Annotated in this window: 21 protein-coding genes; 4 read left to right on the top strand and 17 right to left on the bottom strand. The window is 71.5% G+C overall.

Features of this window, described 5'->3' with window-relative positions; genetic code table 11:
* Positions 1-65: 65 nt before the first annotated feature.
* From ACYVD5_RS27185 to uvrC, 3 genes are all read right to left on the bottom strand, one after another.
* Positions 66-1,091, bottom strand: a complete 1,026-nt coding sequence (locus tag ACYVD5_RS27185) for a gluconeogenesis factor YvcK family protein (protein ID WP_461004013.1) — start codon at positions 1,089-1,091, stop codon at positions 66-68.
* A gap of 219 nt (positions 1,092-1,310) precedes the next feature.
* Complete coding sequence (gene rapZ / locus ACYVD5_RS27180) at positions 1,311-2,210, bottom strand: RNase adapter RapZ (protein WP_461004012.1); 900 nt, start codon at positions 2,208-2,210, stop codon at positions 1,311-1,313.
* Positions 2,200-4,428 carry an excinuclease ABC subunit UvrC gene (gene uvrC, locus ACYVD5_RS27175; RefSeq protein WP_461004011.1) on the bottom strand — a complete coding sequence of 743 codons (2,229 nt, stop codon included), beginning with the start codon at positions 4,426-4,428 and terminating at the stop codon, positions 2,200-2,202. Before uvrC ends, rapZ begins: the two co-directional genes overlap by 11 nt.
* Positions 4,429-4,689: 261 nt before the next feature.
* On the opposite strand from uvrC, the gene ACYVD5_RS27170 reads away from it, so the two are divergent.
* Positions 4,690-5,889 carry a mechanosensitive ion channel family protein gene (locus ACYVD5_RS27170; protein ID WP_461004010.1) on the top strand — a complete coding sequence of 400 codons (1,200 nt, stop codon included), beginning with the start codon at positions 4,690-4,692 and terminating at the stop codon, positions 5,887-5,889.
* Positions 5,890-5,955: 66 nt separating this feature from the next.
* Here ACYVD5_RS27170 and ACYVD5_RS27165 read toward each other — a convergent pair whose 3' ends face one another.
* The 13 genes from ACYVD5_RS27165 to ACYVD5_RS27105 all read right to left on the bottom strand — a co-directional run bounded on the left by ACYVD5_RS27165 (position 5,956) and on the right by ACYVD5_RS27105 (position 20,742).
* The gene (locus ACYVD5_RS27165) at positions 5,956-6,411 is read right to left on the bottom strand and encodes a Rieske (2Fe-2S) protein (protein WP_461004009.1); all 456 of its coding nucleotides are present in this window, start codon (positions 6,409-6,411) and stop codon (positions 5,956-5,958) included.
* A gap of 117 nt (positions 6,412-6,528) precedes the next feature.
* Positions 6,529-7,203 carry an RDD family protein gene (locus ACYVD5_RS27160; protein WP_461004008.1) on the bottom strand — a complete coding sequence of 225 codons (675 nt, stop codon included), beginning with the start codon at positions 7,201-7,203 and terminating at the stop codon, positions 6,529-6,531.
* A gap of 53 nt (positions 7,204-7,256) precedes the next feature.
* Entirely contained in the window at positions 7,257-7,814 is a 558-nt protein-coding gene (locus ACYVD5_RS27155; protein ID WP_461004007.1) for an RDD family protein, read from the bottom strand.
* Positions 7,815-7,858: 44 nt separating this feature from the next.
* Positions 7,859-10,693, bottom strand: coding sequence for an excinuclease ABC subunit UvrA (uvrA, locus tag ACYVD5_RS27150; protein ID WP_461004006.1), 2,835 nt, complete (start codon positions 10,691-10,693; stop codon positions 7,859-7,861).
* Between the two features lie 258 nt (positions 10,694-10,951).
* Entirely contained in the window at positions 10,952-11,968 is a 1,017-nt protein-coding gene (locus ACYVD5_RS27145; protein WP_461004005.1) for a TerC family protein, read from the bottom strand.
* Positions 11,969-12,338: 370 nt separating this feature from the next.
* A complete protein-coding gene (locus ACYVD5_RS27140; RefSeq protein ID WP_461004004.1) occupies positions 12,339-13,385 on the bottom strand; it encodes a copper transporter in 1,047 nt (348 codons plus the stop codon).
* The gene (steA, locus tag ACYVD5_RS27135; protein WP_461004003.1) at positions 13,382-14,587 is read right to left on the bottom strand and encodes a putative cytokinetic ring protein SteA; all 1,206 of its coding nucleotides are present in this window, start codon (positions 14,585-14,587) and stop codon (positions 13,382-13,384) included. The genes ACYVD5_RS27140 and steA overlap by 4 nt, the downstream gene beginning before the upstream one ends.
* A 149-nt stretch (positions 14,588-14,736) precedes the next feature.
* The gene (gene recN, locus ACYVD5_RS27130) at positions 14,737-16,437 is read right to left on the bottom strand and encodes a DNA repair protein RecN (protein ID WP_461004002.1); all 1,701 of its coding nucleotides are present in this window, start codon (positions 16,435-16,437) and stop codon (positions 14,737-14,739) included.
* Between the two features lie 78 nt (positions 16,438-16,515).
* The gene (locus tag ACYVD5_RS27125) at positions 16,516-17,454 is read right to left on the bottom strand and encodes an NAD kinase (RefSeq protein WP_461004001.1); all 939 of its coding nucleotides are present in this window, start codon (positions 17,452-17,454) and stop codon (positions 16,516-16,518) included.
* Between the two features lie 323 nt (positions 17,455-17,777).
* The gene (locus ACYVD5_RS27120; protein ID WP_461004150.1) at positions 17,778-18,578 is read right to left on the bottom strand and encodes a TlyA family RNA methyltransferase; all 801 of its coding nucleotides are present in this window, start codon (positions 18,576-18,578) and stop codon (positions 17,778-17,780) included.
* Between the two features lie 184 nt (positions 18,579-18,762).
* Complete coding sequence (locus tag ACYVD5_RS27115; protein ID WP_461004000.1) at positions 18,763-19,101, bottom strand: hypothetical protein; 339 nt, start codon at positions 19,099-19,101, stop codon at positions 18,763-18,765.
* Between the two features lie 345 nt (positions 19,102-19,446).
* The gene (locus ACYVD5_RS27110) at positions 19,447-19,680 is read right to left on the bottom strand and encodes a hypothetical protein (RefSeq protein WP_461003999.1); all 234 of its coding nucleotides are present in this window, start codon (positions 19,678-19,680) and stop codon (positions 19,447-19,449) included.
* A 102-nt stretch (positions 19,681-19,782) separates the two neighbouring features.
* A complete protein-coding gene (locus ACYVD5_RS27105) occupies positions 19,783-20,742 on the bottom strand; it encodes a coiled-coil domain-containing protein (RefSeq protein WP_461003998.1) in 960 nt (319 codons plus the stop codon).
* Between the two features lie 224 nt (positions 20,743-20,966).
* Here ACYVD5_RS27105 and ACYVD5_RS27100 point away from each other — a divergent pair, with 224 nt between their 5' ends.
* The 3 genes from ACYVD5_RS27100 to ACYVD5_RS27090 all read left to right on the top strand — a co-directional run bounded on the left by ACYVD5_RS27100 (position 20,967) and on the right by ACYVD5_RS27090 (position 23,916).
* Positions 20,967-21,317, top strand: a complete 351-nt coding sequence (locus ACYVD5_RS27100) for an SCP2 sterol-binding domain-containing protein (RefSeq protein WP_461003997.1) — start codon at positions 20,967-20,969, stop codon at positions 21,315-21,317.
* A 57-nt stretch (positions 21,318-21,374) separates the two neighbouring features.
* Positions 21,375-22,790, top strand: a complete 1,416-nt coding sequence (locus tag ACYVD5_RS27095; protein ID WP_461003996.1) for a DUF1015 domain-containing protein — start codon at positions 21,375-21,377, stop codon at positions 22,788-22,790.
* A gap of 91 nt (positions 22,791-22,881) precedes the next feature.
* Positions 22,882-23,916, top strand: coding sequence for an HAD-IIA family hydrolase (locus ACYVD5_RS27090; RefSeq protein ID WP_461003995.1), 1,035 nt, complete (start codon positions 22,882-22,884; stop codon positions 23,914-23,916).
* Between the two features lie 705 nt (positions 23,917-24,621).
* On the opposite strand, the gene ACYVD5_RS27085 is transcribed toward ACYVD5_RS27090, so the two are convergent.
* A complete protein-coding gene (locus ACYVD5_RS27085; protein ID WP_461003994.1) occupies positions 24,622-25,176 on the bottom strand; it encodes a single-stranded DNA-binding protein in 555 nt (184 codons plus the stop codon).
* Positions 25,177-25,768: the final 592 nt, after the last annotated feature.

Here is a 25,768-nt window from a genome sequence, read left to right as displayed (position 1 = left end):
GCTGTGCGCCGCAGTGCGGCCTGCCGGCGCCGCCGAGGGCGCCGCCATCCGCGCACAGCCGGCGCTCAGTCGCGCAGCACCTCGTCGAAAGCGGCCGCCAGCAGGTCGGGGTCGTGGCGCGGCGAGCCGTCGGAGGCGGCCACGTCGCGTACCACGAGCCGCCCGCCCATCTCCTTGGCGACCTCGCCGACCCGGCTGGTATCGCCGACCACACCGCTGTCGGCCAGTACCGCGTCGATGCCCAGGCGCGGCGCGTGGGCCGCCAGCACCTCCAGGTAGGTTTCGGGGCGGAAACCGTCGGTCTCGCCCTGCTGCGGGGAGAGGTTGAGCGCGACCATGCGCCGGGCGCGGGTTTCGACCAGTGCCTCGGCCAGGTCGGGAACCAGCAGGTGCGGCAGGACGCTGGTGAACCAGGAACCCGGCCCGAACACCACCCAGTCGGCTTCGCGGACCGCCTTGACCGCCTGGTGGGAGGCAGGGGGCGCCTCGGGCACCAGGGAGATCGACCGCACCCGGCCGCGGGTGCTGGCGCAGGCGACCTGGCCGCGGACCGTGGTGAGTTCGAAGGGGCGCGCCGGGTCGGTGCCCTCGACCTCGGCGACGATGTCCAGCGGAACCGAGGACATCGGCAGCACGCGGCCGTGGGCGCCCAGCAGCTGGCCCACCCAGTCGAGCCCGGCCACGGAGTCGCCCAGCAGCTCCCACAGCGCCACGATCAGCAGGTTGCCCACCGCGTGGCCGTGGAGTTCGCCCTGCGACCGGAAGCGGTGCTGGATGACCTCGCTCCAGGTGTGGCCCCATTCGTCGTCGCCGCACAGCGCCGCCAGCGCCATGCGCAGGTCGCCCGGCGGCAGGACGCCGAGTTCGCGGCGGAGCCGCCCGCTGGAGCCGCCGTCGTCGGCGACGGTCACGATCGCGGTCACGTCGGTGGTCACCCGGCGCAGCGCCGACAGCGAGGCGTACAGTCCGTGCCCCCCGCCAAGTGCGACGACTCGCGGGGGCGTGGCCTCCTGCGGGTGGTCGGCCGCGGCACCGGCGGCCGTGCCGCCTGCGGTTCTCCCGTCGTCGTCGGCGGGGAAGTTGTCTGCCATGTGCGTATGCGTACCTCGTGTCCCGGTCTTCAGCGGACAGCCGCCTGCGTGTGCGCCGCGGTTCCGACACACACCGCGGCCGCCACGGGTTGGGCCAATGCTAGGCCGTGATCGGTGGCCCGCTGTCCTACTGCACGGCTGTGCACGGTAGGGATTGCCGCTGCGGCCGCAGGAGCGCCTACGCGCCCCGCCCCGGCCGGCCCCGATCGCCGACCGGGATCACTCGTGTCCGACGTCGCGGTGCACGACATGGACATCCAGCCCCTGCTCGCGCAACCGGTTGCCGAACTGTTCGGCCATGGCGACACTGCGGTGCTTGCCGCCGGTGCAGCCGATGGCCACGGTCATGTAGTGCTTGCCCTCACGCTGGTACCCCGCGATCACCAGCCGCAGCACCTCGGAGTAGGAGTCGAGCATCTCCTTTGCACCGTTTTGGGCCAGCACGTAGTCGCGTACCGGGGCGTCGCGGCCGCTCATCGACCGGAGTTCGGGCACCCAGTGCGGGTTGGGCAGGAAGCGGCAGTCGAGCACGAGGTCGGCGTCGACCGGCAGCCCGTGCTTGAACCCGAACGACACGACATTGGCCCGCGGGCGCGCTTCCTCGGCCTCGCCGAAAAAGCCGATGACCTTGGCCTTGAGCTGGTGCACGTTGAGCTGGGAGGTGTCGATGACCAGGTCGGCCTCGCCGCGGATGGCGCGCAGGGTCTCGCGTTCGCGGGAAATGCCGTCGGTGAGCCGGCCGTCGCCCTGCAGCGGGTGGGGGCGGCGCACGCTCTCGAACCGGCGCACCAAGGCATCGTCGCCGGCCTCAAGGAACACCACGCGGGCGGTGATCCCCCTGCGGCGCAGTTCCTCGACGGTGGAGAGCAGGTCCTGGGTGAAGGCCATACTGCGGACATCGACCACGGCGGCCACCCGCGGCACCGCGCCCTGGGTGCGGCCGGCGAGGTCGATCATGGTGGGCAGGAGTCCCGGCGGCAGGTTGTCGACGACGAACCAGTCCAGATCCTCCAATGCGCGCGCGGCGGTGCTGCGGCCGGCGCCCGACATGCCGGTGACAACGACGATCTCGGGCGGGAGTTCCCCGCTGAGGCTGCCGGTCGGCTGGTCATCCCCCATTGTGCTGGTCACTTTCGTCTGCCGTGCCGCGTTCCCCTGCGCGGACGCCGCCCCTGTCATGGTTTCCTTCCCGCTCCTGGCCCACGAGCCGGGCGTGGATGACGCCGGCGGTGGTCTTGCCGATTCCGGGCACCTGCGCGATCTCCTCCTCCGTTGCCGCCGCCAGCTTTTTGACCGAGCCGAAGTGCTTCAGCAGCGCGCTGCGCCGCGTGGGCCCCAGCCCTGGAACGTCGTCCAGGGCGCTGCCGGTGAGTGCTTTGGCGCGTTTCTGGCGGTGGTAGGTGATGGCGAACCTGTGCGCTTCGTCGCGGATGCGTTGGAGCAGGTAGAGCCCCTCGCCGGTACGCGGCAGGATCACCGGATCGTCGTCTTCGGGCAGCCACACCTCTTCCAGCCGTTTGGCGAGCCCGCACACGGCGATGTCGTCGATTCCGAGTTCGTCGAGGGCACGCCGCGCCGCCTGCACTTGGGGACGGCCGCCGTCGACCACTACCAGGTTAGGCGGATAGGCGAACTTGGCGGGGGCCTGCTGGTCGGAACCGGGTGTGTCGGAGGTCTCCCCCCGTTCGGGCCCGGCCGGCGAGGGGGCGGACGGGGCCGGCGCCGCGGTGCCGCCGGCGTCGGCGTCGGCGTCGGCGACCGGGCCACCGGGTGAATCCTCCGGCGGGCCTGCGGCCGCGCCCGCGGTGGTGTCCGGGGTGTCGGAATCGCCGCCGGTTTCGGCGCCCATCCGATCGAGTTCGCCGGTACGCCGACTCTCCTCAAGGTAGCGGGAGAAGCGGCGCCGGATGACCTCGTACATGGAGGCGACATCGTTCTGTTCGGCACCCTTGGCGCGGCCGGCTCCGCGGATACTGAAGCGGCGGTACTCCGACTTGCGGGCCAGGCCGTCCTCGAACACGACCATGGACGCCACCACGTGTTCGCCCATGAGGTTGGAGATGTCGAAGCACTCGATGCGCAGCGGGGCTTCGTCCAGCGCCAGGGCCTCTTGGATCTCGCTCAGCGCCCGGCTGCGCGTGGTGAGGTCGCCGGCGCGCTGGGTCTTGTGCCGGGCGAGCGCCTGCCCGGCGTTTTTGGCGACGGTTTCGAGCAGCGTTTTTTTGTCGCCGCGCTGGGGCACCCGCAGGTCGACGGCTGATCCGCGGCGTTCGCTGAGCCAGGCGATCACCGCGTCGCGATCGGCGGGTTCGGCCGATACCAGGACCTCGCGCGGGATGGCGGTGCGGCCGTCGTCGGCGTGGTCGTCGCCGGGGTCGGGTTGGGTGCCCGGACCGCCGCCGTTGCCGCCGTAGGTCTGGGCGAGGAAGCGTTCGACGAGTTCGCCGGTGCCGACGTCTTCGACCTTGTCGACGACCCAGCCCCGCTGGCCGCGGATGCGCCCGCCGCGGACGTAGAAGACCTGGGCCGCGGCCTCGAGTTGGTCTTCGGCCAGTGCGATGACGTCGCAGTCGGTGGCATCGCTCAGCACGACCGCCTGTTTTTCCAGAGCGGTGCGCAGGGCCTGGATGTCGTCGCGGATCCGCGCCGCGCGTTCGTACTCCTGGTCGGCCGCTGCGTCGCGCATGCTCTGTTCGAGGCCGCGGATGTAGCGGCCGGTATCGCCGGCCATGAAAGCGCAGAAGTCCTCGGCCAGGCGGCGGTGTTCATCGGGGTCGACGCGGCCCACGCACGGGGCGGAGCACTTGCCGATGTAACCCAGCAGGCAGGGGCGGCCGGCGTTGCGGGCGCTGCGGAACACCCCGGCCGAGCAGGTGCGCACCGGGAAGACCCGAAGCAGCAGGTCGACGGTTTCGCGGATGGCCCAGGCGTGGCCGTAGGGCCCGAAATAGCGCACGCCCTTGCGCTTTGCGCCGCGCATGACCTGGACGCGGGGGACGTCCTCGTTCATGGTGACCGCAAGGTAGGGATAACTTTTGTCGTCGCGGTACTTGACGTTGAACCGCGGGTCGTACTCCTTGATCCAGGAGTATTCGAGTTGGAGGGCCTCGACCTCGGTGCCCACCACGGTCCAGTCGACATCGGCCGCGGTGGAGACCATGGTCTGGGTACGGGGGTGCAGTCCGGCGAAGTCCTGGAAGTAGGAGGAGAGCCGCGAGCGCAGGTTCTTCGCCTTGCCCACGTAGATGACCCGCCCGTTGCCGTCGCGGAAGCGGTAGACACCCGGCGAGGTGGGGATCGAACCGGGGCGGGGCCGGAGATGGGGTTGGGCTGGCATATTTCCATTGTGGTCGGCCGCGGGGGTGCTCGGCCACTCGGCGTGCAACCTGTGGACAAGCCAAGCGCCAGGAGGACCAAAGGCCCGCATGGCGGGCGATCCATGCCGAACCGGACCGGTGCCGTCTAAGCTGTAGGCGGTTCCCGCCCCCGCTCGGTTATGCGCTTGATCACCCGCCAAACGTCACGATTTGGCATACTTATGACCTATGTTAGTCGGGTACCAATGACCTTTTTCGAAACCGCGAGGGAGAGTGTTCCCGTGAGCTTCACGCAGTGGGTCGGTATCGGCGCAGCTGTACTGATCTCCGTACTCGTGATCACGGTTGCGCACTGGCTGCTCACCCACCAGCTCGCCAAGATCTCGCCGCTGGCCAAGCCGCTCGTCAAGAACTGCCGGGTGTCGGCGTATGCGGCCGCGGCGGTCATCGGGATCAACATCGCGCTCCCCGATCGCGACGACATGCCCGACCGGGCGCTTTACCCGATCATCGACCACGGCATGACGATCCTGATGATCGGCACCATGACCTGGTTCGCGCTGGGCGTCGCCTATGCGGTGACCGACATGGTGCTGGAGCGGCTGGCCGTCCGCAACGCAGACGACGACCACAACTCGCGGCGCCTGCAGACCCAGGTCCGCCTGCTGCGCCGCATCACCGCCACGGTCATCGGTGTGCTCGCCGTCGCGGCGATCCTGTTCACCTTCCCCGCCGTACAGGGACTGGGCGCCGGGCTGCTGGCATCGGCCGGACTGCTGTCGGTCGTCGCCGGCATCGCCGCGCAATCCACCCTGGGCAACATGTTCGCCGGCCTGCAACTGGCGTTCAGCAACGCGCTGCGCATCAACGACGTCATCGTCTTCCAAGGCGAGTGGGGCCGGGTCGAGGAACTCAGCCTGACCAACGTCACCCTGCGCATGTGGGACGAGCGCCGCCTGGTCACCCCCGTCTCCTTCTTCGCCACCACCCCCTTCGAGAACTGGACCAAGCAGGGCGCCTCCATCACCGGGTGGGTGATGTTCCAGGTCGACTGGGAGGCCCCCATCGACAAGATCCGCGAAGAGGTGGGCGACTACATCGCCCACCACCCGCTCTGGGACGGCCGCCGCTGGTCGCTGCAGGCCACCGACATCCTCGACGACGGCATCGTGCAACTGCGGGCGGTGGCCACCACCGCCGACTCCGATGCCCGCTGGGACCTCTGCTGCGACCTGCGCGAGCACATGATCGCGTTCCTCTGCCAGAACTACCCCGAGGCGCTGCCCAAGCGCCGCACCGAGTTCCAGACCTTCCAGCCCGCCGGCGACGACCCCTTCGCCACCGTGCTGCCCCCATCCGCCCGCCGCACCCGCACCGAGCAGACCGGCTCCGCCGGGCCCGACGGTTCCCTGGCGGTCAATGGCGCCGGAGGGTCGCAGACCCGCGACGGCGACGAATCGGGCGACGGCGACGGCGCATAACCGCACCGGCGGCCGCCCGCAGGTGCCGGGCGGCCGCCGGAACCTCCACCGCGCGCGCCGGAGCCCCTAGGAATCCTGCCCGCCGCCGGAATCCTTTTCGTCGAGGACTATGTCGGTACCGTTCACCGTGATCGAGAGCTGCTTCAGCGGCTGGTTGGCCGGGCCGTGGCGGACGTCGCCGGTCGCGATGTCGAACTCGCTGCCGTGGCAGAGGCAGTGGATGTTGCGTTCCACCTCCTGGATGGTGCAGCCCGCGTGGGTGCACACCGCGCTGAACGCCTTGAAACCGCCCTCTTCGGGCTGGGTTACGACCAGCTTGCCCTTGATGACCACGCTGCCGCCGCCGACCGGGATGTCCGTGGTCTGGGCCACCACAGTGCCGCGCAACGCGTCGTAGGGCTCCGGCCCGCCGCTGTCGGAGCCGCAGGCCGCGGCCCCCATCGCGGCGGCCCCCGCGGCTCCCGCGGCACCGAGCAGCCGCCTGCGGCTGATCCGCCCGGCGCACCCCGCACCCGCGCACATGGCACCGCTCCTCTCGTCGACTCCCCTTGTTACTACGAACTGTAGTACCCCAACGGGAGTGCCCGGCCCGCCGCCCGCCGCTGCGGTCGGCGGTACGGCGCGCGCCGCAGGGCGGGCTCAGTCGGTGTGCACCACGACGGTGCCGGCGAGTTTGTCGTGCAGGCCCTGGCGGTTGGGCTTGTCCCACAGGGGCAGCAGCGCGCAGGGCACGAACAGCAGGACCATGGCGGTCATGCCCCCGCCCATGCTCCAGAAGGTCAGCAACGGCAGGTTGAACAGCGCTGCCCGCGCCGCGATGGCGGCCACCGGGATGGGTCCGGGCAGGCCGCCGCCGTCCAGCGGTGCGACCTGCAGGTTCATCAGAAACTTGCCCAGCGTGCGGCGCCTGCGGGTCAGGAGGATGGTCTCGTAGACCACGAGCAGGATAAACGCGATGGCCCCGTACACGATGCTGCTGTTGCGTTCGACGACGTCGCCGTAGCCCGACAGCGACTGCGCGCCCGCCCACGCCAGCGACACGATGAACGCTGCGATGACGATCGGGATGCCCACGATCAGACCGTCGATGGCGCGGGCGAGGGCACGTTGCCACCACTGGGCCAGCCGGTACGGCGCGGGACCGGCCGGGCCGCCGGCGTAGGGGATCTGGTGCGGCTGCCCCTGCTGGGGCTGGTAGGGCGGCGGTACGGGGGGTCCGCCGGGGCCGTCGGGCCCCTGGTAGGGCGGTGGAGCTTGCGACCCGCCGCGATCGGGGGCGGCCGCGCCGTCGTTCCACGGCGGTGGGAAGCTCATCGGGACTTGTACCTCCTCGGGCGCCGGGCGGGCGGCGGCGGTGCGGTTCGACCTTACCGCCACGGTTTTGCTGATCTTCCCGGTCCGCTTGAGCGGCCGGGCGCAGCGGCCGGTTCGGCGCCGCTGACCACCGCGGTGCCGCCCGCCCGGTCCTGCAGCCCGCGGCGGCGGGGCCGGTCGACAAGCGAGGAGATCACCGCATAGACCGACACCATCAGCGCGAGGGAGCTCAGGATCGGCACGAAGTTGAGCAGGACCGAGGCGTAGAGCACGACCGAACGCTTGAGCACGGCCACCGCGCCCGCCCGCGGTGCGCCCACGGCCGGATCGGCGGCGACCACCCGCACCCCCAGGAACAGCTTGCCGGGGGTGGCGCCGTAGACGGCGGTGAAGGCGGCCTCGTAGGCGAGGTAGGCCGCGAACAGCCCTGCGGAGAGGACGATCGCGGGCAGTGTTTCCATCCGCACGGGGTTCTCGGCGCCGGGCACGGTGTTGGCGACCAGCGCCGAGAACAGCAGCGCGATCCCGGTGAGCACGACCAGGTCGATCAGCCGGGCGCCCACGCGGGCCAGGAGCCCGGCCGGGCGTTCGGCGGGGGGATCCGCGCTCATGGTGTCGGGCTCCTTCGGGGCGGATCGGGCCGGTGTTGACTCGACTATACGAGTTCGGCGAGGAACCGGCCGGTGTAGGAGGCCTCGGCCTTGGCGACGTCCTCGGGCGTACCGGTGGCCACGACGCTGCCGCCGCGGGAACCGCCTTCGGGGCCCATGTCGATGACGTAGTCGGCGGTCTTGATGACGTCGAGGTTGTGTTCGATGACGATCACGGTGTTGCCGCTTTCGGCGAGCCGGTCGAGCACGCCCAGCAGTTTGCGGATGTCCTCGAAGTGCAGGCCGGTGGTGGGTTCGTCGAGCACGTAGACAGTGCGGCCGGTGGAGCGCCGCTGCAACTCGGAGGCGAGTTTCACCCGCTGGGCCTCGCCGCCGGAGAGTGTGGTGGCGGGCTGGCCCAGGCGCACGTAGCCGAGTCCGACGTCGTTGAGGGTCTGCATGTGGCGCCGGATGGCCGTGATGGGTTCGAAGAAGTCGAGGGCCTCCTCGATCGGCATGTCGAGGACATCGGCGATCGACTTGCCCTTGTAGTGCACATCCAGGGTCTCGCGGTTGTAGCGGGCGCCGTGGCAGACCTCGCAGGGCACGTAGACGTCGGGCAGGAACTGCATCTCGATGCGGATGGTGCCCTCGCCCGCGCAGGCCTCGCAGCGGCCGCCCTTGACGTTGAAGGAGAACCGGCCCGGCTGGTAGCCGCGCATCTTGGCGTCGGTGGTCTGCGCGAAAAGCTTGCGGATGTGGTCGAAGACCCCGGAGTAGGTGGCGGGGTTGGACCGCGGGGTGCGCCCGATGGGGCTCTGGTCGACGTGCACGACCTTGTCGACCTGGTTGAGCCCGTTGACCCGGGTGTGGCGGCCCGGCACCGAGCGGGAACCGTGCAGCTCCTTGGCGAGCGCCTTGTACAGGATCTCGTTGACCAGGGTGGACTTGCCGGACCCCGAAACCCCGGTGACCGCGGTGAACACGCCCAGTGGGAACGCGACGTCGATGTCGTGCAGGTTGTTCTCGCGGGCGCCCTTGACCACGAGTTCGCGGCCCTTGGTGCGGGGCCGGCGAACCTGCGGGAGCTCGATGCGGCGCCGGCCGGTGAGGTAGTCGCCGGTGATGGAGGTGGTGCTGGAGAGCAGGTCGGCGACCGTGCCGGAGACGACGACCTCGCCGCCGTGTTCGCCCGCGCCCGGCCCGATGTCGACGACCCAGTCGGACGAGCGGATGGTGTCCTCGTCGTGTTCGACCACGATGAGGGTGTTGCCGATGTCGCGCAGCCGCCGCAGGGTCTCCAGCAGCCGGAAGTTGTCGCGCTGGTGCAGCCCGATGGAGGGCTCGTCGAGCACGTAGAGCACGCCGACCAGCCCCGAACCGATCTGGGTGGCCAGCCGGATGCGCTGGGCCTCGCCGCCCGAAAGCGACCCGGCCGGACGCTCCAGGTTCAGGTAATCGAGGCCGACGTCGAGCAGGAACCCCAGCCGCGCGTTGATCTCCTTGAGCACTTGGGCGGCGATGACCTGGTGGCGGTCGCTGAGCTGCAGATCGCGCAGGAACTGCGCGCACTCGCTCAGCGGCAGGGCGCTGACATCGGCGATGGAGGACCCGCCCACGGTCACCGCGAGCACGACGGGCTTGAGCCGGCGGCCCTCGCACGTTGGGCAGGGCACGCTGCGCATGAACCCTTCGAGGCGTTCGCGCCCGATGTCGCTTTCGCTTTCGGCGTGGCGGCGTTTCACCCACGGGATGACGCCCTCAAAGCTGGTGTAGTACGAACGGGTGCGGCCGTAGCGGTTGCGGTAACGCACGTGCACCTGGGTTTCGTGCCCCTCCAGCAGCGCCTTGCGCCCGGCCTTGGGCAGCCGTTCCCACGGGGTGTCCATGTCGAAGCCGATCGCCTCGCCCACCGCCTGGATGAGCCGCCCGAAGTACTCCATGGCGTGCCCGCCCGACCACACGGCGATGGCGCCCTCGTTCAGGGTCTTGGCGGGGTCGGGCACCAGCAGTTCCCGGTCGACCTCCATGCGCGAGCCCAGGCCGGCGCAGTCGGGGCAGGCTCCGTAAGGGGAGTTGAACGAGAACGAACGGGGTTCGAGCTCCTCGAAGGAGAGGTCGTCGTAGGGGCAGTACAGGTGCTCGGAGAACACTTTCTCGCGTTCGGGACCGCCCTCGGGTTCGTCGACGAAGTCGAGCACGATCGTGCCGCCCGCCAACTGCAGCGCGGTCTCGACCGAATCGGTCAGCCGTTTCTTGGCCGATTCCTTGACGGCGAGGCGGTCCACGACCACGGAAATGTCGTGTTTCTCGTACTTCTTCAGCATCGGGGCTTCGTCCAGGCGCACCATGGCGCCGTCGACCATCGCGCGCGTGAAGCCCTTGGTCTGCAAGTCCTTGAACAGTTCGACGTATTCGCCCTTGCGCCCCCGAACCACGGGCGCCAGCACCTGGAATCGGGTGCCCTCGGGCAGGTCCAGCATCCGGTCGACGATCTGCTGGGGGGTCTGGCGGGCGATCTCGCGGCGGCACTGCGGGCAGTGCGGGACACCGATACGCGCCCACAGCAGCCGGAGGTAGTCGTAGACCTCGGTGATGGTGCCGACCGTGGAGCGCGGATTGCGGTTGGTCGACTTCTGGTCGATGGAGACCGCCGGCGACAGCCCCTCGATGAAGTCGACATCGGGCTTGTCCATCTGGCCGAGGAACTGGCGGGCGTAGGCCGACAGCGACTCGACATAGCGCCGCTGGCCTTCGGCGAAGATGGTGTCGAAGGCCAGCGACGACTTGCCCGATCCGGACAGGCCGGTGAACACGATCATCGAATCGCGCGGGAGGTCGAGCTTGACGTCCTTGAGGTTGTGCTCCCGGGCGCCCCGGATCACCAGCTCATCGGCCATGTGTTTCTTCACCCTTCGGCATCGGTTCGCACGGCGGCGGCGCACGCGACCTGCAGGCCCTGCTGGACCAGAGGGCCTTAAAGGAGCGGCCGCGCGCAGCGGGTCACCGATGCAGGTGGGTGGGCGCCGGCGCCGCACGGTCCAGGCCTCTTACGGTAACGACTCGGCGCAGGCGAAACTTCCCCATCGGGCGGCGCCGCCCTCGGCGGAACTCCGCCGAGGGCCACCACTATAGACGAACATTCGTTCGAGCGAAGGTCATCCTGCGGACGGGCCCGACGTGACGCTGTCGGACTTCTCGCTCTCCTTGCCGCGCCCGCGGGACTGCACCAGGCTGATGACGACGGTGACCAGCATCACGCCGGTAATGACGCCCAGCGAGAGCCCGGTCCCGATCTCGGGCACCGGAACGTGGTTCTCGTGCAGCGCGTGCAGGAACATCTTGATACCGATGAACACCATGATGGCGGCCAGCCCCCAGCTGATGAAGGAGAGCCGGTCCATGAGCCCCGCCAGCAGGAAGTAGAGCTGGCGCAGGCCCAGCAGCGCGAACGCGTTGGCGGTGAAGACCAGGTAGGGGTCCTGGGTCAGCCCGAAGATGGCCGGGATGCTGTCGACGGCGAAGACGAGGTCGGTCACGCCGATCGCCACGATCACCATCAGCATGGGCGTGACGAAGCGGCGCCCGTCCTGCTTCACGGTCAGGTGGGCACCGTGGTAGTCGTCGGTGACCGGCCAGAACTTGCGTACCATCCGCACGGCGAACGAGTCGGTGAAGTCCTTCTCTTCGTCGTCGTCCTTGATGTGGTCGTGGACGATCTTGATGGCGGTGTAGATCAGCAGTGCGCCGAAGAGGTAGAACACCTCGCTGAACGCGTTGATCATCTGGGCGCCGACGGCGATGAAGATGCCGCGCATGACCAGAGCGATGACGATGCCCACCAGCAACACTTCGTGCTGGTACTTCTTCGGCACCGCGAAGGAGCTCATGATCAGGTAGAACACGAACAGGTTGTCGACACTGAGGCTCTTCTCGGTGAGGAACCCGGCGAAGTACTCGCCTGCGACGGTGCTACCGCCGAAGTACCACAGGCCGAAGCCGAAGATGATCGCAATGCCGATGTAGAAGGCCGCCCACCAAGCGGCCTGTTTCATGCCGAACTCGCGCGGGCCGGATTTCTTGCTCCACGGGTGATCGACGATCGCGAGGTCGATGACCAAGATCGCGATCATCGCGCCGATGGTAACGAGCCATCCCCACAACGGAATATCCACGGACTACTCCTCCGGTTGCCGTGCCCAAGCCGCGGAGCTGCGGACACACCTGTACCCCGGAGGTCTTTCCCGCCCGTAGGAGCCCGCAAGGGGCCCGTATGGACCAGCGGCACCGGGTGCACCCTGGTTGGCACCGTGATGACGACACCGCTGCGTAAGGGATACTCCCCTCATTGCTGGAACGCTCAACGCGCCGCACTGCGCGCAGGTTCCCGTCCCAGCCAATGATGCCATCGATGCGGTCCGCGAGGAACAGCCCCCGTGATTCGCATCCGGCGTCACTCGTCGCATTGTGCTCCAGGTCATCGGCGTGCCCGGCTGATCGCCCGTTTGGCGCCGCAGCGGTGCCGGCGGCTGCGGCTGCGGCCGGCTATTCGGCGGCTGCGGGCGGCGGGTGCGGGCCGGCGCTGGGCGTGGGGGCGGGTTGGGGATCCGGGCCGCCGTCCCGCGCTGGGGATTCGGTTGCGGGCGCGGGCGCGTCCGCAACGGGCGCGAAACCTTCGGTGCCGTCGGCGATCCCGAATGCTCCGGTGCGCCCGTCGACAGCGGCGGCCACCGCCAGGACGGTGGCGACATCGCCCGCAGCGCGTCCGGCGGCGTCGACCGTGGTGTAGGCCACCTGCTCGGACCGGGCCCGGGTGATGAGGCCGCCGGGGCCCGCAGCGGCGGGGCTCCCGGCCAGCACGGCCGACCCGAAAACGCTGTGCAGCCCGCCCGCCGCATCAAGCACGGCGCCGTGCCCGGCGGGCGGCCCGGCGCCGGCGCCGGCCGCGGCAGGCCGGCCGGGTACCAGCACGATGGCGGTGTCGGCCGCCCCGCCGGGTTCGCCGTGCACGCTGATGAGCCCGGCCTCGGCGAATCCCGCGAGCACGGCCGCGGAGTCGGAGCCCGGCTCGCCGCTGCCGTCACCGTCGCCGTCCTCAGAACGCAGCAGGGCACGGCCCAGCAGTGCCCCCGCCCGCTCGTAGCCGCTGCCCCGGGGCAGCTCCACACCGGTTGCGAGCTGGTCGGCCAACTCCCGCACGAACACCGACTCGTCCGGGTCGGCGAAGCCGGCGCCGACGGCCACGCGCCCCGGCACGGTGCCGCCCGCCTGCTCGATGCGCTCCACGACGCCCTCGCGCAGCCGCGGGCCGACGCCGGGCGCCTCCACCACGGCGACACTGGTCCCGCTGAGCCGGCCGCGGAGCAGCTGCGGAGCGTAGGCGCCGACGAGGTGGTCGCCCCCGTCGTTCAGCCGGTCGGCGAGGTCCTTGTCGGTGCGCAATCGTTCGGTCTGCGCACGCAACTGCTCGGTCTCGTTTTTCAAGGAGCCCAGCAATGGGTCCTGCAGCATGGTGCTGCCCAACGCGGTACCCACCGCCAGCGCTAGGAAGACGGCGATGACGGACACCAGGTGGTAGCGGAAGTCGATCACGTGAGCAATCCCGTGAGCCAGTTGGAGAACGCGTGCCAGCGCGTTGCGAGGAAGGCGGCGTGGACGGTCCCGGCCGGCGAGGCGAAAGCGGCGGCCCCGATGGCCGACAGCGCGGCCGCCGCCAGGCCGAGCAGTGCCCCCGGCGAGATCCGGCTGCGGTGGAGCCGGGCGGCGGCCTGGGCATCGACGAGCTTTCCGCCCACCCGCAGCCTGGTGAGGAAGGTGCCCGCCATGTCGGTGCGGCCCCTGTCGACGAACTCCTCCAGGCCGGTGTGGGTGCCCGCGGCCACGATGACCGCAGCGCCGGAGTCGTCTGCCATCAGCAGGGCGGCGTCCTCAGCGGTACCGGCGAGCGGGAACGACACGGCGTCTGGGCCGGGGCCGGCGGCCCGGTTGGGTCCGGAGGAGCGGCCGTCGCGGCGGGTGTGTGCCACGAGTTCGGCGCCGCAGGCCAGCGCCCGCTCGGAGACGGAGCCGGGGTCACCGACGATGAGGTCGGGCCGGTGGCCTGCCTCCAGTAGTGCGTCGGCGCCGCCGTCGACGCCGATGAGCACCGGACGGTACTCGCGGATGTAGCGGCGCAGCGCGGCGAGGTCCTCGCGGTAGCGGTAGCCGCGCACGGCGATGAGGACGTGGCGGCCGGCCATCGGCGTGTCGGCAGCGGGGGCGACCGCGTCGCCGAAGAGCAATGCGCGCTCGCGGCGCAGGTACTCCACGGTGTTGGCGGCGAACGCCTCAAACTGGACCGGGAGCCCGCCGCGGGCCGCCTCCATCGCCGCCCGGACGGTTTCGCGGGTCTGCAGGGTGCCGGTGGCGAGCACGGCCGTGCCGCGCATGAGGGTGCCGCCGTGCAAGGTGAGCCGCTCGCCTTCGAGCACGCGGGCGAAGATCTCGGGGTCGGCGCCGTCGACGAGCGGGATCGCCGCATCGACGATGCGCTGCGGGCCCAGGTTGGGGTATCGCCCGCTGATGCTGCTGGCGGTGTTCACCACGGCGCGGACACCGCACTCCACCAGCGCCTCGGCGCTGATCCGGTCGAGGTCGACGTGGTCGATGACGGCGATGTCGCCCGGACGCAACCGCCTGGTGAGGTTGCCGGTGCGGTGGTCGCAGCGGACGGGCGCGGAAATGCCCGCGTGCCCGCCATCGGGCGGGTGGCGGAACCGGGTGAGGCGGGCGCCGAGTGCTTCCGGGACCTTCATCGCCCGAATCCTGCCAGAGCAGGCGGCGAATCCGACCGAGCAACCGTTACTCGGCGTGTCCATGCCATTACGATGCGAACGGGTCTTGCTCTGAGGCCGGCAACCGCCCCATCGCGGCCACCGGCCGGGTGAAACGGCCAGGTGCCCGGCTAGGACTCGCGATCGGCCGCCGCGGTGTTCAGGAGTTCTTCGGCGTGGGCGCGGCCGAGTTCGGAGTCTTCCAGGCCCGCGAGCATCCGCGACAGCTCGCGGGTGCGGCCGTCGCGGTCCAGGCGGCCCACGCCGCTCTCGGTCACCGTGCCGTCGTTGGACTTCTCGACCACCAGATGGGCGTCGGCAAAGGCCGCGACCTGGGGCAGGTGGGTGACGACGATGACCTGGGCGGCCCGGGCCAGCCGTGCCAGCCTGCGGCCGATCTCAACGGCCGCTTTGCCGCCGACACCCGCGTCGACCTCGTCGAAGACGAAGGTCGGCACCGGGTCCGCGCCGGCGAAGACGACCTCGATGGCCAGCATGACGCGGGAAAGCTCACCGCCGGAGGCGCCCTTGTGCAGCGCCAGGGGCGGCGCGCTGGGGTGGGGCGCCAGCAGCATCTCGACGTCGTCGCGGCCGTGCGGGCCGAACTCCTCGCCGGTGCTCAGCCGGACGCTGACCCGGGCGTGGGGCATCGCCAGCGCGGTGAGTTCGGCGGTGACCGCTGCGCCGAAGTCATCGGCCGCCTGGGTGCGCAGCCCGGTCAGCTCATCGGCGAGCCCGGCCAGCTTCTCGTGCAGCTCGGCCTCTTCGGCACGCAGCGACTCGATGCGGTCGTCGTCGCCTTCGAGTTCGGCCAGGCGTTTGGCGGCGTCCTCGGACCAGGCCAGCACGTCGTCGGTGGTCTCGCCGTATTTGCGTGAGAGCTGGTTGAGCAGGGAGCGGCGCTCTTGGATCGCGGCCAGGCGGGCGGGGTCGGCCTCGACCGATTCGGCGTAGGAGGCGAGTTCGGTGGCAGCGTCGCTGAGTACGTAGCTGGCCTCGTTCAACCGGTCGGCGACGGCGGCCAGCGCGGCGTCGTGCTCGCGCACCGCGGTCAGCGCCTGGCGAGCGGCCGCCAGCAGGCCGGCGACGTCGGCCTCCATCTCGGCGGCGGGGTCGCCGGTGATGGCCTCGTGGGCGGTGGTGGCGGCCATACGCAGGGAGTCGGCGTGGGCCAGCCTTGTTTCTTCGGCGAGCAGTTCGGCGTCCTCGCCCGAGACGGGCTCGGCCGCGGCGATCTCCTCGACGCCGAACCGCAGCATGTCGGCTTCCTGGGCGCGTTCGCGCGCCCGGGCGGTCAGCTCCTCAAGGGATGACGCGACCTCGCGGTGGCGGCGGTAGGCGGCGGTGTAGGCCTTCAGCGCGCGGGCGAGCGGCTCTCCGGCGTAGCGGTCGAGCGCGGCGCGCTGCCGATCGGAGCGCAGCAGCCGGTGCTGGTCGGACTGGCCGTGCACCGCGACGAGTTCGTCGGCCAGGTAGGACAGCACGCTCACCGGTGCCGAGCGCCCGCCGAGCGTTGCGCGGGAGCGGCCCTCGGCGGAGACGGTGCGGGTGAGGATCAGCACGTCCTCGTCGAGTTCGCCGCCGGCCTCGGTGACGCGGTCGGCGACTCGGCCGTCGGCGGGCACGGTCAGCCTGCCCTCGACGGTCGCGCGATCGGCACCGGGGCGCACCCGCTGCGGGTCGGCGCGGCCGCCGAAAAGCAGCCCGAGCCCGGTCACCACCATGGTCTTTCCGGCGCCGGTTTCACCGGTGACCACGGTGAGACCGGGCGACAGCTCCAGGACGGCGTCATCGATGACGCCGAGTCCCCGGATGCGGACTTCTTCGAGCACCGAATCCTCTCCTGCTCACCATTGGCGTGCTTGCGGTCGCGACGCGCTCGCGCTCGGGGGCACCGTCCACCCGGGCGGCTAGAGGTCCTGCTCGGCGCGCCCGCGCCAGCCGGCGACGGGCAGGGCGAACTTGGCCACCAGCCGGTCGGTGAACGGCGCCCGCTGCAAGCGCGCGAGGCGAACCGGCACGTCAGCCCGGGTCACCTCGATTCGCGCCCCTGCGGGCAATTCGACCATACGGCGTCCATCGCACCAGAGCACGCCTGCGGTGGTCTCGGGGACGACTTCGAATGCGACGGTGGAATCGGGTGATACCACGATGGGGCGGGCGAACAACGCGTGGGCGCTGATCGGCGCGATCACCAGCGCCGCCACTTCCGGCCAGACGATGGGGCCGCCCGCTGAGAAAGCGTGCGCCGTCGAACCGGTGGGTGTGGCACACACCACACCGTCGCAGCCCCAGCGGGACAGCGGGCGGCCGTCGATCTCCAACACCATGTCCAGCATGCGCCGGGCGCTGGCCTTTTCCAGGGTGGCCTCGTTGAGCGCCCAGGTCCGCACGGGTGGATCGGTGGCGTTGCGGCCCCCGTTGTAGACGGCGATGTCGAGGGTCATCCGCTCCTCGACCTCGTAGTCGCGGTCGACGACGCTGCGCACGGTGGCACCCAGGTCCTCGCGCTCGGCCTCGGCAAGGAAACCCACATGGCCGAGGTTGACCCCCAGCAGCGGGGCGCCCGCGGGCCGGGCGATCTCGGCGGCGCGCAGCAGGGTGCCGTCGCCGCCCAGGACCATCACCAGCTCGACGCCCTCAGCGGCGTCGATCCCGCCCACCGCATCGACCGGGTCGAGGTCGCAGCCCGCCAGCTTGAGCTCGTCGACCTCGGACGCGAGCATCCGCACGGTCAGCCCCGCCTCGGTAAGGCTGCGATGGACCAGTTGGGCGCTGCGCATGGCGGCGCCGCGGCCGGTGTGCGCCAACAGCAGCACGCTGCGTCCATCCGATCCAGGGCTGGTCATCGGGTCTCCGTAAGGTGGTGTGCGGCCCGGGGGCCGGGTGCGGCTGGTGTCGGGGCGTGCCTGCCGTGGCGTGTGCGCAGTGGCCGCCCGGCTTTCGGGGGCGCACCGGCCGGGTCACGTTACCCGCCACGGGCGCGCACCCCACAACGACGTTATCCACAACCGCCCACCAAGAGTGGCGGGAGCGGCCAAAGGCGGGGTTGACTTCCAGCATGGACCCGACATCCATCCCCGTCCCAGCAGCCGGCTGCCGCAGCGCACGGTACCGGCGGCGGCCACCGCGGCGCCGGCAGCACTGGCGGCACCGGCGGCACAAACCGAGGCTACTGCGGGCCGTCCTCGACCGCGCGCTGCAAGCGGTCCTCATCCAGCGGCGGCTCACCCGCGCGCATCCACAGGAAGTACTCGACATTGCCCGAGGGCCCCGGCAGGGGGCTCGCCGCCACTCCCGCGGTGCCCAGGCCCAGGTCGCGGGCGCGGGCGGCCACGGTGCGCACCGCTTCGGCGCGCAGGCCGGGATCGCGCACCACGCCGCCGGATCCCACGCGTTCCTTGCCCACCTCGAACTGCGGTTTCACCATCAGCGCAAAGTCGGCGGCGGGATCCGCGCAGCGCACCAGAGGCGCCAGCACCAGCCCCAGCGAGATAAACGACAGGTCCCCCACCACCAGGTCCGGCAGCGGCTCGCCCACCTGCCCGGGTGCCAACTCGCGCACGTTGCACCGCTCCAGCACCGCCACCCGGTCGTCGCTGCGCAGCGGCCAGGCCAACTGGCCGTAGCCCACATCCACCGCCACCACCGCTGCTGCGCCGCGGCGCAGCAGCACGTCGGTGAACCCGCCGGTCGAAGCCCCGGCGTCCAGGCAGCGGCGGCCCGATACCCCGATCCCGAACGCGTCCAACGCCCCTGCCAGCTTGTGCGCCCCGCGCGAGACATAGGCGGGTTCGTCCGCGGGCGCCTTGACCACGATCGCCTGGTCGAGCCCCACCTGGGTCGCCGCCTTGCCCGCCAGGGCACCGGCGACGAACACGTGCCCACCCTCGATCAGCTCGCCGGCCTGTGCGCGCGAGCGCGCGTGCCCGCGGCGCACCAGTTCGGCATCCAGTCGGCTCCGCCTGACCATGAGGAACGCGTGCACCCATCTCTCGGGGACCATCGGCACCGTCCCCGCACCGGCAAGGCGCCGTACTGCGCCTGCGGCCGAGGGCTGGCGGGGGTCGGCCCGCACCACCGGTACCGCCGGCGCACCGCGGCCGCGCGAACGCGCGCAGCCGGGCCGGATGCACCGGCGCCGGGTGCGGCGCCGCCTACCCCAGCATACGAGATCCGCCGCCCACCGGCCGCCCCCGCAGCAGCGGCCGCACCGCCCGCGCCCGGCCCGCCTCGCTCGCGGCGCACACTGCCGCTATCGCCGCCGCAACCCGGCACAACCCCGCCGCTGCACCGGCTTGCTCCTGCCCGGCCGCCCGCCGCAGGTGGCGCGCAGTCTCCGAATCCGGGTGGGCGGCCAAACCGGCGGGCGTGCCTGCGAACACCACCGCTCCTCCGTGGCGGCCCGGCCCCGGGCCCATGTCGATCACCCAGTCGGCCCGGGCGATCACGTCGAGGTTGGGCTCGATGACCACCACCGTGCTCCCGTTGTCCACCTACCGGTCGAATAACGCGACCAAGCCGGCCACGTCGGACATGTGCAGGTCCATCGAACAGGTCTCGGAACGGCTCGCGGCCGAAGCCGGTTCGCTTGGGGAGATCGACGAAGGCAACTGCCGTTTCGTCACCGCCGCCGACTCCTGGGCATGGGCCGTCCATCACCATCGCCATGGTCGGTGTGCCTTACACGATCGAGGGTCCCGCGGAGCTGATCGCTTTCTCGCGGGACCTCGCCCAGCGTGTCGCCCAGGCGGCGGGTGGGTGATCCCCGCGCAACCGGCTAAGGGGCTTGGCGGTGCGGACCGGTACTTGAGCGGGGACCGGTGCGGACCAGTGGGTGGTCAGCCGCGGGGGCCGTCGTCCTTTTCCAAGCCGTTGAGGACCGTCGATAGCTTCTGGTGCAGTTCGTCGAAGACGGCGACATGGTCGGCGGCGGGCAGGTCGTCGAGTGCCGCGAGGCGTTCGCGGGCCATCTGCAGGGTGCGTTCGGCGATTCCCGCCGCCTGCTGTTCCTCGGTGGCCGCGTGCGCGGCCTCCGCCGTATCCGTGGAGCTCAGGGGGGTTGCGTCCGTCACTTCCGCGCCGCCCTTCATCTGTGCGCGCATTGCCGTGCTGCCGCCGCGGAGCCGACCGCTCCGCGGCACCGGTTCCATTGTGCGGTTCCGACCGTGCTGTGGCTATTGGTCGTTCTTCGTGCCGTTCTTACCACGGCTGCCGGTGCGTTTGGCGGCACCGCTCTTGGTGGCGGTTCCGGCGCGGCCGGAACCGGACCCGGAACCGGATTTGGCCTTGGTGGAACGCTGCTGCTTGGTTGCCGCGGCCTTCTTCTGGGCTGCCTGCCCGCTCGGCTCGGAGCCGGCCGAGGCGGCCGGTGCGGCCGTATCCGGCAGCGGCTCCTCGGCGACCGTTGCCGTCTCAGCGGTAGGGGCCGTTTCGGAGGTCGTGGCCGTTTCCGCGCCTGATTCCGCGCCGGGCCCCATTCCGGTTTCCGTTCCGGTATCCGCGTGCGGGGCTGTATCCGCTGCTGCGCTTTCGGGGGTGCCACCGCCTGCGGACTCTTCTGTTCCCGGCCCGGCGACCGCTGCCACCGCCGGTGTGCCGGCGCCGGCGGGTTCCGCTTGGGCCGGCCCTGCGCTCGGAGCCGCTGCGGTGCCGGTGCTGTCGGCCGCGGCCGGCCCCCGGGGCTCTGCCGGTGCGGTCCGCTCGGCGGGCTGCGGCTGCGGCTCCGGTTGCGCCGGGGCCGGTGCGGGCCGGGGCACGCTGCGTTGGGCGGCCAGGCGCCGTTCCAGCTCCGCGACCCGGCGGGCCAAGCGGTCGTAGTCGGCGCGGCCGACCAGGTCCAGGCGGTCCAGGGCGCGCTCCACCTCGTCGGCGACCAGCGCGTCAAGGGCGGCCCGGTTGGCCTGGCCGGTCTCGATCAGCTCGCCGGCCAGCGCCTGGATGGGCGAGCCCGCGCGGGGGGCGCCGTCGGCGGCCTCAGCCGGCGCAGAGACCGCCGGGCCGGCGGCCGGCGCGGGGCCGGCTGAGCGCTCCTCGGCCTTGAGGATCACTTTGGCCGCGGCGACAGCGCGTTTGCGAGTCAGTTCGGTGAGGCCATTGACGGCTTCGAAGTAGGCGCGCACCGCGTCGACGACCATGGTGACTTGCTCCTTGTCGGTCCTTGAAGAGCTGAAGAATTGCCGGTGCCACAGGGGGTGGGACGCAGGCGTCAACGCTACCGGCCGCACGGGTGCTGCGGGCGCGACTTCGCAGGTTCGGGCGGCTTTCCCGCGCCCGTTGGCCGCGATCCGGGCGGCACACGGCACGGGCACCGGCCGGCAGCGTGCGGCGCCCCGCCTTGGCGATCAGGCATGATTGGGCCATGGCCAGTGTTGAAGAGTGCCGTGCGGCGATCGACAAGGTCTCCGAACGGATCATGGAGGTCGATCCGGCCGACCGTCGCAAGCACATCGTCGAACGCACCGTGAACATCACGGTCAGCGACCTGGGCACTGCGTTCGACATGCGGTTGACCGTGGACGGGTTGCGCGACATCACCGAGCGGGAACCGGGCGCAGCCGGGCAGCGCGCACAGGTGCGCGTCACCGCTTCCAGCGACGACCTCATCGAGCTCGCCGAGGACCGTCTCGACTTCAGCAAGGCCATGCTGAGCGGCCGGGTCAAACTGGACGCGAACTTCGGCGACCTGATGCGGCTGCGCAAACTGCTGTGAGCCCCGGCACCCGCTGCAAGCAGCCGAGAGGGCGGACGCGGCGGGTATCGTGCCAGAGTGCGGACACACGCGGGCCCAGACGCCCTTGAGTTGGCGCCGCTGCGCGGGCTGCGCTACGCCGACTCCGATGCCGGGCGGATGCTCGACTCCCCCGACTTCGACATCGCACTGGCCCTGGCGCCGCCCTACGACGTTCTCGACGCAGCGTCCTTCGCCGACCTCACCCGCGCCGAACCGCACAACGCGGCCCGCCTGACCCTGCCGCCGGTGACCGTGGGCCAGGCGCCGGGCTCGGGCCCGGCCATCACCGCGGCCGACCGCTACGCCGCGGCGGCACGCACCCTGCGGCGCTGGCTCGCAGACGGTGTCCTGGTCCGCGACGACCACCCCGCCCTCTACGTCTATGAGCAGACCCAGCCCGGCGGCCGGCGCCAGCGCGGGCTGATCGGCGCGCTGCGGCTGCCCGACCCCGCGAGCCCGGTGGTGCGCCCGCACGAGGACGTCGCGGCCGGCCCGGTCCTGGACCGGGCGCGGCTCATGGCCGCCACCCAGGCGAACCTGGAGCCGATCTTCCTGCTGTACCGCGGCGGCACGGGAACCCGGCGCGGTGCCGCCTCGCACATCACCGACACAGTGGCCGCGACCTGGCCGCAGCCGCTCGTCGACACGGTCACCGGCGACGGCGTCGCCCACCGGCTGTGGGCGGTCACCGACACCGGCCTGCACCGCGAGATCGCCGACGACCTGGCCGGACGCACCGCGCTCATCGCCGACGGCCACCACCGCTACGCCGCCTACCAGCGCCTCAGGGAGCGCCGCCACGGGCCGGGGCCCTGGGACCACGGTCTGGCACTGCTGGTCGACTCCGACGGTTCGCCTCCGCATCTGGGCGCCATCCACCGGGTGCTGCGCGGCGTGGACACCGACGCCGCCATCGCTGCGGTGGCGGAATCGGCCGCGGCCGTGCCGTTGTCCCGCGAATCCGGCTCGCGCGAGCCCGCCCCGCCCGGCGGCTCCACCACCCGGCAGAGTGCCGAGGGCCCCGCACTTGTGCTGGCCGATCCGGCGCAGCCGCGCCGCCGCTTCCTGCTGCGCGTGGACCAGCGGCGGCTGGCCGCCGTATTCCCCGACCGGTCGCCCACCTGGCGGGCGCTGCCCACGGCGGCCCTGGAGTACCTGATGACCGCGTGGGGCATCGGCCCGGGAGACGTAGAGCTCGTGCACGACGATCGGGCCGCAGCGGTGGCCGCGGCGCGGCCCGGCACCGATTCCGCCGTCCTGGTGGGCCCCGCCCCGGTCGAGGACGTCTACACGATCGCCGCCGCGGGCGAACTCGCACCGCGCAAGACGACATCGTTCGGCCCCAAGCCGCGCACCGGACTGGTCATGCGCGGGATCGACCCGCCTGGTGGCCGCGCCGTCCCCCGCAGGGGGGCCACCCGGCGCACTGATGACCATGCAGATATGCCCTAATTTGAAAGCTGAGACGGGCATATCTGCATGATCACCGACCACACGCGGCTCGCACGCCCACCGAAAGAGCGACACCAGTGGCAGGAGACGGATGAGCGACGGCACGACCCTGCAGGGCACGGAAACCCCGCTGAACACGCGCTATGACGCGGCCCTGCTCGATCTCGACGGTGTGGTCTATATCGGGTCGCACCCCGTGCCCGCCGCGCCCGAAGCCGTCGACAAGGCGCGGGCCGCCGGGATGCGGGTGGCGTTTGTGACCAACAACGCCGCGCGCACTCCGGCCCGCGCCGCCGAACGGCTCAGCGCCATGGGGGTCGCCGCGGCACCGCAGGACGTGGTGACGTCCGCGGAGGCCGCGGCGCGGCTGATTTCGGAACGTTTCCCCGCCGGGTCGGCGGTACTGGTGGTGGGCGACACGGGGCTGCGCCTCGCGCTGCGCCAGCGCGGTATGCGGCCGGTTTCGGTGGCATCGGACCGGCCGGTGGCCGTGGTCCAGGGGCACTCCCCCCGGTTGAGCCATGACCTGACGATCCAGGGCGCCCTCGCGGTGGCCGCCGGCGCGCTGTTCGTGGTCACCAACAGCGACGCCACCGCTCCCCTGGACTTCGGCGTGCAACCGGGCAACGGCTCGGCGGCACGGGTGATCGCCCACGCCACGGGGCGGGAACCGCTGGTGGCGGGCAAGCCCATGCGCCCGCTGCACGAGGAGGGCGTACTGCGCACCGGCGCCAAGGCGCCGCTGGTGGTGGGCGACCGGCTCGATACCGACATCGAGAGCGCCACCACACGCGACACCGCCGGCCTGCTGGTGTTCTCGGGGGTGACCACACCCGCCCACGCGGTGACCGCCCCGCCCGAGCACCGGCCCACTTACATCGCATGGGATCTGTCGGGGCTGAACCAGGCCCACCCCGAGGTGCGCGCGGAGTCGGGCACAGCCGTGTGCGGCGGCTGGAAGGCCGCGCTGGTGGAGGGCCGGCTGCAGTTGTCGGGAGAGGGCGAGCGCCTCGACGGGCTGCGGGCACTGTGCGCCTGCGCCTGGTCGAACAACCCGGAGGGCCCGCTTGAGGCACGCGCCGCCGATGCGGCGCTGGCTGAGCTGGGGCTGCCGGCAGACACGTAGCCGGAGAGCGGCCCATGGAAACGCGGCAGGTCAACGGGTCCGCGGATCGGTTACCGCGCTGGGGTGAGCGGGGGCAGGGCTGAGCCTGCAAGGTGCGGGTGCAAGGCTGTGCGCGGCCGCGGTCGGCGGATCGGTGGTTCGGCCGGTGCCGCGGTCGGAGTCCCGCACCGGGCTCCCGCCACGGCACCGGCTGCGCTGGGCGGCAGGCGCCTTCGGCCTGGTCGGGTTTGACGGGGCGTCGTCCAACTGCGCGATCGTCTCCGGCAGGGTCCGCACTCCCGCGGTGTTGCCCGACCCCTGACACGCCCAGCGACCAGGCTGCCCCGTCAATGACGATCGGCAGAGCCGCTCCCACCCCTACCCGGCCGCTTCCCGCAGGCCCCCGCTGTATACAGAGCCCGCGCAGCAGGCGATAACTCCCTTCCTCACTTTGTGAGATCGGCGCAGGAACCTGCTCGGCGACAATGGCGAAGCCCGCCGAGTAGAAGCGGCCCTACCACAGCACCCCGCGCATCAACGGCGCTTCGCGCATCCGGCGCGGGGCACGCACCACTGTTCCGCTCGCTATAGACGGACCCGCCAAACACGGCCTGCGCGCGGGCGCGGGGATGGCGGGTCACCTCGACCGGCGGCAATTGATCGCCCGGGCCGCGGCTCAGGATGGCGCCCGGCCGCGGGACCGGTATTCAGCCCCCGCAGTGGCGATCAGCGCCCGGCGTTGCCGCCGGCCCCGTGCGATGGCGTCGCTGCCCCGTCAGCACCTCCCGGGCAGCGGCTGATGCGCTGGACTGCCCGCGCCTCGATCTCGACGACACTGGCCGCGCCCTTGGGTGACCGCCAGAAGCGCCTACGCAGCGCACCGCTGATCTGGACGGTGTCGCCGATCCGCCAATCCCGGGTGCCCTCTTCGATCACCTGCTGGAAACTGACGCAGGTGATGGGGTCGGCTGACTGGTTGGGGCGCTGCTGGGCGGGTGCGCGGGCAATCGACACCCGCCAGGTGGTGAGGCGGTCGCCGCTGGCGAGTTCGCGGACATAGGGTTCGGCGGTGACCCGTCCGGCGACGACGACCTCGTTGCGGTGGCCGGCCGTGCGTTCATTCCTGGCGGACGCGGCCGATGCGGCACGGGCTGCGGGTGTGGCTGCGGATACGGATGCGGACGACGCCGACCGCGGTACGGCGCCATCGGGACGGGCGGACGGGTTCGCGGGTGCAGCGGACGGCAGTGCGGTGACCGGGTTCGTGGTCGTGTCGGGCATGGTTCCTCCCTGCGTTGGACACTCGATGGTCCGGATGGAACTGCCGGACCGCCGGGGCGGACCGGCCGGGCAACTCCAGGATCAGGCGGCGCAACCGCCCCTCGAAAGCCCGATTCCGCACCTGTGGAAAACAGGGCCGCGCCGCTGGTGGGCTGCTGCAAGTACAGGGCTCCCACGGGGCCCGGAACACGCCCCGTCCGCTCCGCGACCGGGACAGGGCATGGCGAGGCGGAGGTCCCGGGGGAAGCCGCGACCGTGCGGTGAGCCGCACCCACCGCCTGGGCCCGCTGCGCCTGGTCGCGCGCACCGGCACGGCCCCCGCGCCACCTGCCACCGCATCCTCACCCGCCACGGCATGGCGCCACCCGCAGCCTGCGACCGGGCCACCGCCGAGCCGGTGCGCCGCTACGAACGCGGCCCGCGCCGGGATCGGGGGGCCGCACTCCCGCCAGCCGCGTTGCAACCTCCCGGGACATCACGTCTCGACCCCGCCACCCAAGCCTGCCGACCTGTGGAAAGCCCGCCCCGCCCCCCCATTACCTTTTAGTGCAGTTCCGCAAGGGAACACCCGGCCTTCGGCCCCGGCATGACT

The organism is Streptomonospora sediminis (assembly GCF_054778995.1).
Note: the sequence above shows the minus strand (reverse complement) of the source record. Positions and strands in the feature narration are given on the sequence as shown.